7 protein-coding genes are annotated in these 15,702 nt (G+C 43.7%); 1 reads left to right on the top strand and 6 read right to left on the bottom strand.

The genetic code is table 11. The features are described from left to right. The first annotated feature begins 1,552 nt into the window (after positions 1 to 1,552). A complete protein-coding gene (locus K429_RS0105325; RefSeq protein WP_025726263.1) occupies positions 1,553 to 3,103 on the top strand; it encodes an ATP-binding protein in 1,551 nt (516 codons plus the stop codon). Between the two features lie 42 nt (positions 3,104 to 3,145). On the opposite strand, the gene K429_RS0105320 is transcribed toward K429_RS0105325, so the two are convergent. The 6 genes from K429_RS0105320 to K429_RS0105295 form a co-directional block, all read right to left on the bottom strand. Then, positions 3,146 to 5,620, bottom strand: coding sequence for a glycoside hydrolase family 2 TIM barrel-domain containing protein (locus K429_RS0105320; protein ID WP_025726262.1), 2,475 nt, complete (start codon positions 5,618 to 5,620; stop codon positions 3,146 to 3,148). A gap of 9 nt (positions 5,621 to 5,629) precedes the next feature. After that, positions 5,630 to 6,694, bottom strand: a complete 1,065-nt coding sequence (locus K429_RS0105315) for a glycosyl hydrolase 53 family protein (protein ID WP_044096372.1) — start codon at positions 6,692 to 6,694, stop codon at positions 5,630 to 5,632. 12 nt (positions 6,695 to 6,706) lie between these two features. Then, positions 6,707 to 8,431, bottom strand: a complete 1,725-nt coding sequence (locus tag K429_RS0105310) for a DUF5114 domain-containing protein (protein WP_025726260.1) — start codon at positions 8,429 to 8,431, stop codon at positions 6,707 to 6,709. Positions 8,432 to 8,446: 15 nt separating this feature from the next. Next, positions 8,447 to 10,018 (bottom strand): RagB/SusD family nutrient uptake outer membrane protein, encoded by a 1,572-nt coding sequence (locus K429_RS0105305; RefSeq protein WP_025726259.1) that lies wholly within the window; start codon positions 10,016 to 10,018, stop codon positions 8,447 to 8,449. Between the two features lie 24 nt (positions 10,019 to 10,042). Next, positions 10,043 to 13,012: a TonB-dependent receptor gene (locus tag K429_RS0105300; protein ID WP_025726258.1), complete on the bottom strand. Its 2,970-nt coding sequence runs from the start codon at positions 13,010 to 13,012 to the stop codon at positions 10,043 to 10,045. 78 nt (positions 13,013 to 13,090) lie between these two features. Further along, on the bottom strand, positions 13,091 to 15,658 hold the full coding sequence (locus K429_RS0105295; protein WP_025726257.1) for a hypothetical protein: 2,568 nt from the start codon (positions 15,656 to 15,658) through the stop codon (positions 13,091 to 13,093). Positions 15,659 to 15,702: the final 44 nt, after the last annotated feature.

The following is a 15,702-nucleotide window of genomic DNA, read 5'->3' as shown; positions in this document are numbered from 1 at the left end:
TTTCTCTTTTATAAGGTATCTATAACATGACGCAACAAAAATATGCTTTATTAAAATATTAAAATATAAGAAATATAAGAAATATGCAAATGCAACAGTGCAAACGATTGCACAGAGTTGCACCGTTGCGCAAGATAAAAATCTTCATTTTAAAGAGCCCCATACACAATCATTTTCAAGAAACTAAGAGATAAAAAATATCAAAACAATAGTACCTACACCCATCCAGCATCCACAATGATAGTATATTCCTCATTTTCGCAACATACTTTAGTTTACAAAATCACAAACCAGCATATTCAGTGAATAAAAAAAGGATAAAAAATACACTATTATTGCATATAATTGCAACTTTGATAGCTACTTATGCAGAAAAGGGTTACTACTTACAGGTGAAAGGGTTACTACTTATAGGTAAAAAGGTTACTACATATAGGCAAAAGGGTTACTACTTATCGCCAACGCACTTATTTGTGTCAGGCTTTTCACCTATAAGAACGGTTTTAGAGAGCTATTCCGTTCCAGAACAAATGTAACAAATTCGCTATCCAACTATTATTCTGACATTTACCGTTTTTCATTTCCATATTTCCATCTCGGTAGACATACGGACAGAAACAGTGCATTCTCAGTCAACTAAAAATACAATGTGTCACAATGACACTTATCCCTATTTCCCGTTTTTTCATTATCCACTCTCCTAATTACCCCGAAATCATTGCAAACCGCATACTGCTGTTCATTAGGTTCAGCCGATATTTCCGGTGCATGAGTTAAAACCTTCCTGACGATTGCATCTATATACCCAACGCCACCCATATATAGATGCAGTCTCCTAGTGTTTCGTGTCCTTTATGAACGTTTTTCGGAGGAAAAGCCACACTATTCTATACCTGTCTGATGCCACTTCTTTACGAATAATACCAAGTATTTATTAAATTCACATTGCCAATTTAAGAGTAACCACATTTGTGGTACACCTGCTTCACATTGATGGAGCACATGAACCACCATTATGAAACAGGTGAACCACAATTGTAGTCATTCTAAATTAAACGTATATTAATCAAAAGAACATTGTATATCAGCGGAATATACATGTGTCATTAACAGAAAGAAGAGTAGGCGTTATCCCTGACAAAGCGTGCAAGCAACTTTTTGCTTACACGCAAATAAAGTTGCTGCCACCACGTTTTTTCAACTATTTATCAGCAACTTACAGCAAATAGTGCAAGCGTGCAAGTAAATATGACGTTAAACTTATAGTAAGGCTGCCTGGAAAAGAAGGTAACGAGGGGACAACTACCCTCAGAACGGTATAGTAATGAGTTTTCACCACAGAGTAACACAGAGTTTCACGGAGTTATATTCTTTTGATTTCAAATTGATTAAACTCTGTGAAACTCTGTGTTACTCTGTGGTGAATTAATTCATAACCCTACAGAAACGAACAAATTTTGATGCGGTTGCCCTGATTAAATTTCCCTTTTTAATACTGAAAATAGAACATAAATAAGTACTTTTGTGTATTGATGTATAAAAACAGGCAAATATGAGCAATAAGATTTATCCCATAGGAATACAAAATTTCGAAAGTCTCCGTCAGGATGATTATTTCTATATTGATAAGACGGCATTAATTTATCAAATGGTAAAAACCGGCCGTTATTACTTCCTGAGCCGTCCACGTCGTTTCGGTAAGAGTTTGCTCATCTCAACACTGGAAGCATACTTCCGGGGGAAAAAGGAACTGTTTATGGGACTGGCAATAGAAAAGTTGGAAAAAGACTGGATAAAGTATCCGATACTGCATCTCGACCTCAATATTGAGAAATATGACGCACCGGAGAGTTTGTATAATATACTTGAGAAGTCGTTGGTAGCGTGGGAAAAACTCTACGGCGCCGAACCATCTGAACGCTCCTTCTCCCTGCGCTTTGCAGGTATTATAGAACGTGCCTGCGAACAAACCGGGCAACGCGTAGTAATTTTGGTAGATGAATACGACAAGCCTATGTTGCAGGCTATCGGTAACGAAGAGCTACAAAAACAATTCCGGAATACTTTAAAGGCGTTTTATGGCGTACTCAAAACGATGGATGGCTGCATCAAGTTTGCCCTGCTGACGGGAGTGACAAAGTTTGGAAAGGTCAGCGTATTCAGTGATCTAAACAACTTGGACGACATATCAATGCGGAATCAGTACATTGAAATCTGTGGGGTTAGCGAACAGGAGATTCATTCTAATTTGGAAAATGAAATCCATGAATTTGCAGCTGCACGGGGAGTGACGTATGACAAACTCTGCGCCGAACTCAGAGAAAACTATGACGGTTATCATTTCACTCATAACTCTATCGGTATATACAATCCATTCAGCCTTCTTAATGCCTTCAAATATAAAGAATTCAACAGCTATTGGTTTGAGACGGGAACACCTACCTACTTAGTGAAGTTACTAAAAAAACATCATTACGATCTGGAACGGATGGCACATGAAGAAACCGACGCCCAAGTACTGAACAGCATCGATTCTGAATCAACCAATCCCATTCCGATGATTTATCAAAGCGGGTATCTTACCATCAAAGGATACGATGAACGCTTTGGTATGTATCGCTTAGGTTTTCCCAACCGTGAAGTAGAGGAAGGTTTCATCCGTTTCCTATTGCCTTTCTATGCAAATGTCAACAAAGTAGAAGCTCCGTTTGCTATTCAGAAATTTGTTCATGAAGTGGAATTGGGAGATTATGATTCCTTCTTCCGCCGCCTGCAAAGTTTCTTTGCAGATACCACTTACGAAGTAATCCGCGAACAGGAACTGCACTACGAAAATGTACTCTTCATTGTTTTCAAATTAATAGGTTTCTATACCCAAGTGGAATATAAGACTAGCAACGGGCGCATCGACCTCGTATTAAAGACAGACAAATTCATTTATATCATGGAATTCAAGTTGAAAGGTACTGCCGAAGAAGCTTTGCAGCAAATTAATGACAAGCGTTATGCACTTCCTTTCGAGATGGATGAACGAAAACTATTTAAAATAGGAATAAACTTCAGTGAGAAAACCCGGAACATTGAAAAATGGGTGGTAGAATAAAAAGAGGGCATCACCTCATTTGAAAGTGACGCCCTCTTTTCTTTACTCTCTAACAGACCTCAGCACAAGCTTACCAGATTTCACCCCTTTAGCCTTAGCCTCGAAAATAATTTCACCGGGCTGTTCGGTCATTTGAACAATGGCTGTCAGCTGACCACTGAAAGCGGGCATCTTCGGCAAGTGGAATAAATCAAGTGAAGTTGCATCTCCATTAGCGGCAGCACGATAACGTCCCGCGCCTTTCACCGTAAAGTTTACAAGACGATTATCAGCAGGACAAAGGTTTCCGTCTTTATCAACCACACGAACAGTGATGTATGCCAAATCTTTACCATCGGCAGTGAGTTGGTCACGGTCAGCAATGACTTCCAGATGATGAGGTTTGCCGGAAGTACGAACTACTTTTTCTTCAGCAGGTTTGCCGGAAGCATCGTAAGCCACCACTTTCACTTCACCCGGCTCATAAGGAACGTCCATCCACATCAGGCGGTAACGACGCTGGAGGGCAAGTGTATCTTTGTCCTGAATAGCTTTACTCTCTTCGGCTGTCAGTTTATGCTGTTTACCATAGCTTTTTCCATTAACGAAAAGTTCGGCAGCAGGATAGTTTGTGTAAACAAAGACAGGAGTATTCTCTCCTTCCCTACCCGGCCATGTCCAGTGAGGAAGTATATGGAGTGTATTCACATTCTTATTCCAAAGACTACGGTACAGATAGTAGCGGTCTTTTGGCAAACTGGCAAGGTCAATGATACCAAACAAAGAGCTATGACTTGGCCATGCATCCGTATCATAAGGAGAAGGCTCACCCAGATAATCGAATCCTGTCCAAACGAATTGGCCGATAGTCCAGTCATAATCATCCGCTAAAGCAAAATCTTCATCTGGAACATTAGACCAGGCACAATGCTCCAAGTCATATCCGGAAGACTGGTGATCATCGTACTTCGCATCCCCGCGTTTCTCTACAGGAAATTTATATACGCCACGAGAACTAACGGTAGAGGATGTTTCAGAACCAAGTACTATATTCTGCGGCAACAGTTCATAAGCTTCCAGATAACGGTGTGCACGATAATTAAAACCGGGCACATCAATCATGGCGGCAAAACCATTAGCAAGAACGCAAGTCACCTGATCCATGCCGCAAGTAACAGGACGTGTCGGATCTTCACGATGACAGATATCCTGCAAGAAAGAAGCGACTTTATAGCCTACAGGACTACATTGGGTAGGAACTTCATTACCGATACTCCACATTACGACACAAGGATTGTTGCGGAATTGATGCAACATATTTATCATATCACGTTCTGCCCACTCGTTGAAATAACGGTGATAGCCATTCTCACATTTGGCAATGTCCCATTCGTCGAAAGGTTCCAGCATCATCATAAAACCCATTTCATCACAAAGTTGCACTAACTCCGGTGCCGGCATATTGTGAGCGGTGCGGATGGCATCACAACCCATATCTTTCAGCATCGTAAGTTGACGGCGCAATGCAGCAACATTGATGGCAGCGCCTAACGGACCAAGATCGTGGTGATTGCACACCCCCTGGAACTTGCGATGCTTACCGTTCAGGAAAAATCCTTTGTCGGCAATGATTTCTATGCTGCGGATGCCGAAACGAGTAGTGTATTCATCCGTTTGCTTGCCATCGGCATAGATTTTAGAAACAGCTTTATATAAATAAGGTGTCTCCGGCGACCACAAGCAAGGAGCATTCACCAGGAAGTTTTGTTCAAAAGGCTGACCATGATTAATCTTACGAGTATTATCCTTCGTTGCAACGACTTTCCCATCGGGAGAGATTATCTCTGTCACGATACGGATATCTCTTTCTTCATCATTGGCAATAGTGGTCAACAGACGTACTGAAGCATACTCATCAGAAACATGAGGAGTAGTCAGCTGAGTACCCCATACAGGAACATGTACTTTATCGGTACTCACCACACGCACATTACGATAAAGTCCTGCGCCAGGATACCAACGGGAAGATTGTGGTTTATTTTCCAAACGCACGGCAAGCATATTGTTTTTACCGTCTTTATTCAAAAGTCCGGTGACATCACAATGGAAAGAATTATAACCAAATGGCCAGAAGCATGCTTCTTGTCCATTGACATATACACGGGCTTCACTCATTGCACCATCAAAGACAAGTGTCGTCTGTTGATTGACGGGGGCATCGAACCTAGTACGATACCATCCGATGCCAACATAAGGAAGTCCACCGGTACGTCCGGTCTTGACGGAAGCTTTCTTCTCGAAGTTCTGCGTTACCGCCACTTCCTGCAAATCGTTGCTGCGATCGAAGGGACCGAAGATGGCCCAGTCGTGAGGCACGGTTACAGTTTCCCACTTCCGGTCGTCAAATTCCGGCTTCATGGCTTCCGGAGCTTCCCCCTTCATGAACTTCCAGTTCTTTTCAAGTAGATACTCACTGCGCTGAGCATGCAGGGAGGCAGCAAGTAAGGTCATTAAGAATAAAGTCGATAGTTTTTTCATTATGGTATATTATTGATTAAATGCGTCCATTGCAACGGTCGGTTTGCCACTTTCATCAAAAGCACCTAATGTATAGCCATTCCAACCACCATAGGATTGAGGTTCCCAGTAGAAGACACCCAAACACTCATCTATAGCCTTCGATTGAGCTATCAGTTCGGTCAGGAACTCTTTCGACGTTGCGGCCTCATCCCATGACATGCCGACTTCACAAATCATCACTTCCTTGTTGTAGCGACTTACCATATCTTTCATATTGGCGATACAAGAAGAAGTCATCGTCTTCCAAGTATCCGTTCCCGGATAAAGGGACATGCCGATCACGTCATATTGAGCATTGTTCTCTTTCAGTACATCGAAAATCCAGCGATACAGATTGTTATCGTCTCCTCCTTGCAAATGAACAATCACTTTGGCATTAGGGAACACTTCTTTCACAGCCACACAACCGGTAGTAATAAAGTCTGAGAAATTCTTTTTATTCTCAACATATTCCACGCCATTACCACCCATGCCACCACTTACAGCAGCATCCGTATCCCACAGCATACCAGGGCCTGTTTCATTCCCCACCTGCACCCATTCGGGAGTGATGCCTTTATCCTTCAGGGCACTCAGCACATCCTTAGTATGAGCAGTCATTGCCGCTTTCAATTCATCCAAAGACAATCCTTCCCATGCGGCAGGTTTGTGCTGACTTCCCGGATCTGCCCAAACGTCACTATAGTGGAAATCAATCATCAACCGCATCCCCAGTTGGTGAGCACGCCAGGCTTTCGCCAGTACGTCATTCTTATTACACCAACCATCCGAAGGATTCACCCATACACGCAGACGAATAGAGTTCATTCCCAGATCGCGCAGTAAAGTCATGCACTCCGTTTCACGACCGGAGGCTGTATAAAACTTCTTTCCTGATGCTTCCATCTGTGTCAACCAACTGACATCGGCACCTTTGGCAAAGCCGGTCATATCATAAATCGGTTCTTCGGGGAATGTCGGTTTATCGTCGTCACTGCAAGCGGCGGCTCCCAATAGGAGCAAGCCGGCTACTAATATATTCATAAGTTTCATAATTTCTCTCTTTTATTCAATGGTATAGGTTGCATGAATTAAATCTACGGTCAGAGTATATGTACCCGGAGCCAGTGTGGCATCATCTGTAATGCCATTGCCTTTGTAATAAAGCTTTCCACCATTTCCGCCATATACATAATCCCAGTTATTATCGAACAGGTAAATCTTAAAGCCCCAGGCTGACGGCTGTGTAATAGTGATACTGCCACTGAACACACCGGCGGTAGTTGCGGCCGGCAGTGGTTCGAAAGTCCACGTTTCATCTTCCAGTTTATTAAGACCGGCAACGTAAATTTCACTACCTAAAGCCGTTAACTTATAAGTTAATGCTTTCAGCGATACATCAAAGAAATAAAGACCGCCATCGGGAGCCGGAATATTATTCTCAGTACCAAAAGCCAATGTTCCGGCATTAGCATCTCCTTCACCCAATTTATAAACATCTCCCCAATTTCCATCTTCAATGGCAATCTGATATCCCCAGGGGGAATTGACATCCGCCACTCCTGCATATCCCAAATTATCTTCATCGTAAAGACGTAGATGATTATCGAACGTCCAGCTATCTTCACCCTCACTGATACCCAGCATATAAAGGGTTTCTCTTACCGGTTCGGGTTCGGAACTGCCACTGGTCACTTCCGCCTTCCACTGTTTCGGATTACTCAGGTCGATAACCAATGTGCACTCTCCCGCAGTAGCAACATTTACCGTAATATCACCTGCCTGCCCGCCAAAGGTAAGATTTTCTCCGCTTTGTACAAAGCCTACAGGAGTTTCTATTCCGGGATTCTCATCCGTATCAGACTTTTCCGTCCCGGTAGAATAGTCATATAGTCTGCCGATACCTGAAACTTTCAGATTTACATTTCCGGCTTGCGCAGCATTGAAAGTAAGCGTCCACTTCACATTCGCACGGTCGAAAGTCATTTCACCTGCAACGTCACCTGCAACGGTCAAGGAAGGAATATAAAGTGCCGACCAGACTTTCTTACTGGTATTTACATCTACATAGTAGCAGCCGCTCCGTCCCGGGAACCAGAAGTTCCAGCGCTTGTCAGAATCATTTTCAGAAGACATCAGGAAAGCTGTTCCGGTTACACCGTCATTTCCCCAAATAGTACCGTCACCTTCTTTCAGATAGTAATTGTACCAACCGGAGACTCCCATAAAACCTACATAATCACCATTGGAAGCAGCCGAATAAAGTGTCAGTCCGGTATCAGCCTGTTTGGTATCGAGAACGTAACCCACACTCATATCAATGGTGTAAGGGGTAACGGATACAGTAACCGTATTACTGTAAACCGGCTCCATATTGCTTCCGGTCTTCGACATCAGACGGAAATAAAATGTATTGGCTACATCCGGAGTAGCCCCCAGATTCTTGGCTACCGTATTTAAGTCAGCACCCGTATAAACTTTAGAAAGGGAAGTTTCTACAGACTCCACCACCGCAGACGAAAAGTCACTGGCAGTAGATGCCTGTAAAGTCATCGTTATCAAATCGGGAGTTGATACATTCGGATCGCTGACAGCCAGATTGTCCCGCGTCCATGCCAGTGACAGAACAATATCCTTACTGTTATCCTGTGACAGAACGACTTCACTTTCCGAAGCCATCAGATCACCGGCTTCTATACTATTCAGATATATTTTGTCTCCATCCTTCTCGCAAGCGACAAAGCACACAGCCGCTACCAGCAAAAAGAGGAAATTAGTTATTGTCTTCATAATCTTCATAAGGTATTAATAGTTTTCATTGTATAAATTAGGATTTGCCGTAAGGTCTGTAGTCGGAATAGGATAGATATTATACTTACTATTAACTGCACGACCGTCTTTCACTCCACCTTTCCACTGCCACAGATAACTGGAAGTAGTAAATTTATCATAGCGAATCAGGTCCGTACGACGTGTACATTCCCAATAAAGTTCACGGGCGCGTTCATCAAGGATAAAGTCCGGAGTCAGTTCGCCGCTGGTGACAGCACCTGCATCGCTACCGAATGCACGCTCACGCAATTCGTTCACGTAGCCCAGTGCAGTAGTAACGTCACTACCGGAACCACCGCGTACCACGGCCTCAGCCAGCATAAGATATACATCGGCCAAACGGAACAACGGAAAATCTGTATTCACTCCACCGTCTACTGTATTCGAAGCAGCTTCTCCGGCATCAGTCAGGTTCGTCCACTTCTCCACAAAATAACCATTACTCTGGTTGTCTATCACATCTACTGTCTGAGTCTGCCCTTCAGTAAAGAACATGGCACGGCCATCACCCTCCTGAAACAACGCGGGAACTTCGCCACGAATGCGGAACATTCCCCATGCACTGGTCACACCGTATTTCTCCGGTTTCTGATAATCGGAAGCATTGCTTACGGCACCGCAGATAATATAGGTAGTACTTCCCCAGGAAACTGTACGTGCAGCATCTACCGGCAATGAGAAAATGATTTCATTGGTACGTTTGTCATTATCAGCATTGAAAAGCTTCGCATAATCATCTTCAAGAGTATAACCCGCCTTAATTACCTCTTTACAATAGGTGATGCAATCCGTCCAATGTTCATTACCCGTATATATTTTCGCATTCAGATAAAGTTTAGCAAGCAAAGTGTAGGCAGCTTGTTTACAGGCGCGGCCATACTCGCAAGCATTGCGGTCCAGCAAATCAGTATCGATATCTTTCAGTTCGGACTCGATGTATTCAAACACTTGTGTTCCGGTGTAACGAGGCGGAAGGAAGCTACCCACCGGATCGTTTTCTGTTACGAACGGGATATTGCGGAAAAGATCGAGTGCATGATAATAGGCCAAAGCACGGATAAAGCGAGCTTCAGCACGGTAATGGCGGATGTCTGCCTGTTCGCTTTCAGTGAACTTGGCAATCTGATCATCACCCGCATTGCGCAGGAATTCGTTACACAAAGCGATAGTATAATAGATACGGTAATACATATCCGATACCCAGGTATCATTAGCATCCCAGGTCAGATAAGTAAGATCACCTACCTTATCACCTTCAAGCCAGGTAGATGCCAGTTCATCGGTGCCACACTCCTGCAAATTGAAATAGCAACGCATATAATCCTGACCGTTATTGCTACTGAGATCAGCATTGCCACCGCCTTTTTCCTGTCCGGCAGTAACAAAAGAAACATAGAGTTTGCCTAATACGGCTTTGTAGTTGGCGGCTTCTGCATATACATCGGCAGAAGTGGTTTCTTTGTGCGGAAACTGATCAAGATCGCCCACACAAGAAGAAAAAATGAAGGTACTTATGAACAGTACGGAATAAAATATCTTTTTCATTGTTTTTTCAGCTTTAATGATGACTTAGAATTCAAATCCCAGACTCAGTGAATAAGTGCGCGGACGCGGATAGAAAGATACATCCATACCGTTAGGCACTTCCGGGTCGACACCTGTGTACTTGGTAATGCAGAATACGTTTTGTACCATTACACTGGCATTCATACTGAACCACTTGCAAATACGACCGAAGTTGTAAGCCAGTGACAGATTATCCATTTTCAGGAAAGAAGCATTCTCAATGTAGTAATCTGACAGATACTGGCGATTCTGAAAACCAGTCTTCAGGTAACTGCTATTAAGATTATTCAACTGATATGTATTATAGCTGACAGTACTCCATGCCCCGGTATTCATAGCCATACCATTATACACATAGTTTCCTACATTGGCACGAAGACTGGTGCTCAGTGTCCACTTCTTATAACGAAGCGAGGTACTGAAACCATAGATAAAATCGGGAGCCGGAGACTTGTAGCGATAGAGATCGTTACTATCTATCACACCGTCATCATTCAGGTCGGTATAGGCACCTTCAATGGGTTTACCGGTTTTCTCATCATAAAGTTGATGATATACATAGAACATATAGGGTTCATAACCTTCACTCAAGACCTGGAACTGATAGCCGTCAATCCACGGACCTACCGCTGTGTTGGTAACGGCACTGCTTTCTACAAGTGAGAGGTTCTTTACTTTCATCTTCTGCCAGGTCATATTGAAGCTGACATCCCAGTTCCAATCCTTAGTTTGTATCGGAGTGGCATTCAAGGTAACTTCAATACCTTTACTATCCACATTTCCCACATTGGTCAATATAGTCTTATCGAAAGTACTTCCGGCAGGGGCAGCTACGGTAGCAAGCAGATCTTCAGTCTTACGCGTGTAGAAATCAAAACTACCACTGATACGGTCTTTCAGGAAACCAAAATCGAAACCGGCATTCCAGGAAGTAGTGGTTTCCCATTTCAAATCGGAAACATAGGCTTCGGGACGATAAGTATTGATAAACTGATCACCAAACTGTACTTCCGCACCAGTTTGACTGTAAGTATAGACAGGCAGATAATTATAGTTGCCGATGCCATCCTGTTGTCCGGTGACACCATAGCTGGCACGAAGTTTCAAATTACTCAGCACAGTGTTATCTTTCAGAAAAGCTTCTTCGCTCACTCTCCACGCCAGAGCAACGGAAGGGAAAGTACCCCAGCGGTTGTCTTTGTTGAAACGTGAGGTTCCGTCACGGCGAACAGTAGCTGTAAGCATATAACGGGAATCGAAGGTGTAGTTCAAACGGGCATAATAAGAAATAAGTGCATGCCGCTGGTCAGTAGCTGCGGAAGTACTTTGTACAGCTCCCAGAGTGTTTAGTTCACTATACAACGGGGAAGTACTTTTCCAGAACTGATAATCATAACCGACAGTGGCATCGATATTGCTTTTCCACGAGTCAAGGTACTTATTATAGTTAAGATAAGTAGTCAGCAAACGGTTGGTGTTCTTTTGCGGTCCATAACTGTAATCACGACCACCGGTAGTGTAGTACTGCATAGCCTCAGCAGGAACGTAAACCTTTCCCTTACCTTCTGCATAATCGTAACCCAATGTAGCATGAAATTTCAGATCAGGCAGGAAATGTACCCGATAATCCACATCCGCATTGCCCACAAAGCGGGTAACTTTACTAGTTGATTTATTTTGCTTGATATAGCCCAAAGGATTGAGAACAGCAGCATTTACCGGCTCACCCACATTGTCGAGTGCTTCCAGATATCCGCCAAAAGCATGGTTACCGGAATAAACAGGTAAAGTGGGGTTATAGGTAGCAGCAGCCCAGATAGCACCGGTTTCGGCAAAACGGTTGTTATTGACAGAGCCTTTTACATTAACATTTACTTTCAAGTGGTCGTCAAAGAAGCTGGGAGACAGAGAAACACTACCCGTGAGACGTTCCGCCTTGTCGGTTTTCAATAAACCGCTCTGGTTATAGTAGCCGATGGAAACTCGTATCGGAAAATTCTTTGCCAAACGTCCGGCAATGCTGACGTTATTATCCGTTCCGAAAGCATTCTGGTAAATCTGATCGTTCCAGTCGGTATTGGAAGTACCCAGCAAAGCACGCTGTGCATCTGTACCACGACTGTTGATCACATCTACAAACTCGTCATGCGAAAGCATATCGGCAAGTTTCGTACGAGTTTGTATGGAGTTGGTAGTACTGAGACTTACTTTCATACGGTCATTGCTGCCTTTCTTGGTAGTGATAATGATAACACCGTTCGAAGCACGTGAACCGTAAATGGCAGTAGAAGAAGCATCTTTTAAGATGGTCATACTTTCAATGTCACTCGGATTAATCAAACTAAGAAAGTTTCCGGTATTGCCACTGATACCTCCTGCTTCGAGGGGTACACCGTCGAGGACGATAAGCGGATCGTTCGAGGCGTTCAGCGAAGCACCGCCACGGATACGGATGGTACTTCCGGCTGTGGGTGAACCACTATTGCTCATAATCTGTACACCGGATACTTTACCGTTAATAAGTTGTTCAGGCGAGGAAATCAGTCCGGAATTAAAATCCTTACTACTGACATTGGAAACAGAACCGGTAAGGTCGCTCTTGCGTTGCGTACCGTAACCAATGACAACGACGTCACTCAACATCTGTGCATCGCTTTTCATTTTCACATTTACAGTGTTACCGCTTGGCACAGGTACAGTTACAGTTTCATAGCCTACATAAGATATTTGTAAGGCGGTAGCTCCCGAAGGAACAATGATGTTGAAGTTTCCATCAAGGTCGGTGATTACACCCGTACTGGTACCTACTACCAGGATACTGGCACCGATTAGTGGTTCGTTCGTGTCGTCTACAACATGCCCGGTTATTTTCTTTCCCTCTTGTGCGAAGGCCGGGCTGACAGTTCCTAACAATGCGATACACAGCAGGCAAAAGAACGCTGTGACGCGAAAACTTAAGATTTTGTTTCTCATACGTGGTATTTGTTTTAAAGTGTTACATAATCAAATCTAAAGAGATGTGTCATCTGCGGATGAAAAATTGTAGTTATTTTATTCAAGCCAGATACTCCCTATCTCTATTTCCGCAGTCTTTTCAGCAACTCCGTCAAAGGAGAGTTCAAGAGTTTCAATCCCCTCTACCCTGAAAGGTATTTCAGTCTGCGGACGGAAATAATGATCAAGGAAGACCGGATAGGCGTGGGGAAGTAAAGCTGTATTTGTTTGCTTCAAATCCTGCAAGGATACACGAATGATACCATCAGTCGCAGCGGCACACGAAGCAAGATAGGTATATCCGTCAGAAGTAATGAAGCCGGCTTTTAGTCCTTCGGGGATCTTCTTCGCATGGATACACAAAGTATGGCAGGAAGCGAGTCGCTCAGGGCGTCCGTTTATATCGTCCTTAATATAGCAACGAAGAACAAAGACGGGTGCCTTATCTTTAGACTCGAAGGTGATGCGCAGGGTAGGCTTCTCTGTCGGTGCATTTTGTATTAATTGCCGGTTCGTACGGCTCCATTCGGGCATAGTATATGTATCCAATTTACTGTCAGCATCCACTATTTCCAGCAGAGACAGTGATTTTTCAGGAGCGACTGCGTTGGTTTCCCACAGGGTAGCCGAAGTATAGTCCCAATCCAGTGGACTCCTGGCTACTCCCGAAGGAAACGTTTGTCGCTTATCGCCTTGACAAACGACGATGTTATACCTAAAACAACCCTCTTTTATCTCTGTAGCAGGTACGGTAGCACGATAAGTGTAACCACCTGTATGATTCATTTTCAGATAAAGATTCTTTTTATTCCAGAAAGATATCTTATCTGTGTAGATAATAACGGAATCGGGCATTTCATTACCCGCCACAATGGCCTCTATCTGTAAATCTTTACCGGCATCTACTGTCTTGGCAGGAGAATGAGTAACAGTAAAACCTTTATTATCTGAAATGGATGGACGTACATATTCACCAAGAGTAATATTCTGCCAATGAGCATCAGCAGTCCATTTACCGGAAGCAAATATACCTTCACGCTGTAACAGATAAACACCCGGACGGAGGGTCGAAATCTTACCATTCGCAGCTTGTGTACTGAATGTATTTCCATTATTCAAACCGTTCACCCGGAATTGCTTACCTAAATCAGGTAAATTCAGAGTCATATCCCATGCACCGGAGACAATGCGCATTACTTCTTTATCCAAAGAAGGCTTTGTAAACGGATCACTAACCTGTACGGCATCGGGCATTACTTCCAAGCGCCAAACACCCTCTTCCAGACGATCCAGCCAATAAACTCCCGTACCTTCATAATTCACCACCGGAGATTTGCCACAACCGGCTATTGCGCGAAGCTGAGAAATATCTTTCGGACGGGTTTGAGTCGTATTGGAATAGTAGAATTTCTCTCCGTCATTCAGTTCGCTTAAATCCTGCACATAGCTGACACGGAAGTCATTGAATAATGTATCTGCCGGATAACTGCCAAAACTCTCTCCCCTGCCCACTTTCTGTGCCACTTCTGCGGCAATCATCAATCCGATAGCTTTATTCGGGGTGTATGCTACATTCAGGTAATGAGTCTGGTATTCAGTATTGTATGCCGCCATGTCGATAGGATCATAGGCAAACTGAGTAATCCACTGGAAACCGGCTGTGCGGAAAGTACGTACAGTGGCCGGATACATATAGGAATAAAGAATATCAGCGGGATCAAATTCATAAACCATACGAGCCTTCTTATTGAAACCTTTCAGATTGGAGAAAGGAATGTCGTAGCAATCTACGGAAGGCAGAAAGTTCCCCTTGCGGGTATGTCCGGATACAAGCCCAATGGGATACCATTGATAGGTAGTGCCTTGTATAGCTGTAGAATAATAAGCCTCTACCACATGCTGGTTATGGCTGACATTGTAGAACACCGGTTTGCGGTTGCCTGCACGTTTCAGGGCGGACAGCATCTTATTTATGTAATTACGCGTTTCGACTACAGTGCCGGGATGGCAAGGCTCATTGTTTATTTCAAAGCCTACGATATAAGGATCGTCTTTGTAAGCATAACCTGTATAAGGATTCACGTGGCGTACAAGAGCAGCAATATACTTTTCCTGTGCAGCAATAGCTTCAGCATCGCTGTGAACGGCACATTTATCATAATGGGATGAAAAGCCACCGGTGGGTTGGTTGCGTTCCGGATAACCGTTGCCAAAATCAGTCTGTGCCGTGATAACGGTACGGATACCACGTTCCTGTAATTTATGGATAAGGTAGTCCAATAATTCCAGGTGTTCATTTTCCAGCAAGTTACCTTCTGCATCGGAAATTTCTACGTCCCAGATGTGAATACGGTAAGCATTCAGTCCCAAACGTGCCATGTGATAGACATCACGGTCGATAGCAGTTTTACGGTCCACTCCCAGATAGCCCATCGCCCGATAGGCATGTGCAAAGGGTAAGGTATAGTTCACACCAAAGAAAGAAGCTTCTTTCTTCGTATCCGACCAACGCATGACGCCGCCGGCATCTACATAAATAGTAGGAACGCTTTTTTGTACTTTGTTCTGTGCCGGAGCAACTACTGCCAGCAAACAAATAATCAAGGTAAGAATGTGTCTCTGCATGTCATCAAATTCAAGTTGGTTTTTCTTGACGGCAAAAGTAATGG

It is taken from the genome of Bacteroides sp. 14(A), assembly GCF_000526555.1.
GTDB lineage: Bacteria > Bacteroidota > Bacteroidia > Bacteroidales > Bacteroidaceae > Bacteroides > Bacteroides cellulosilyticus.
Note: the sequence above shows the minus strand (reverse complement) of the source record. Positions and strands in the feature narration are given on the sequence as shown.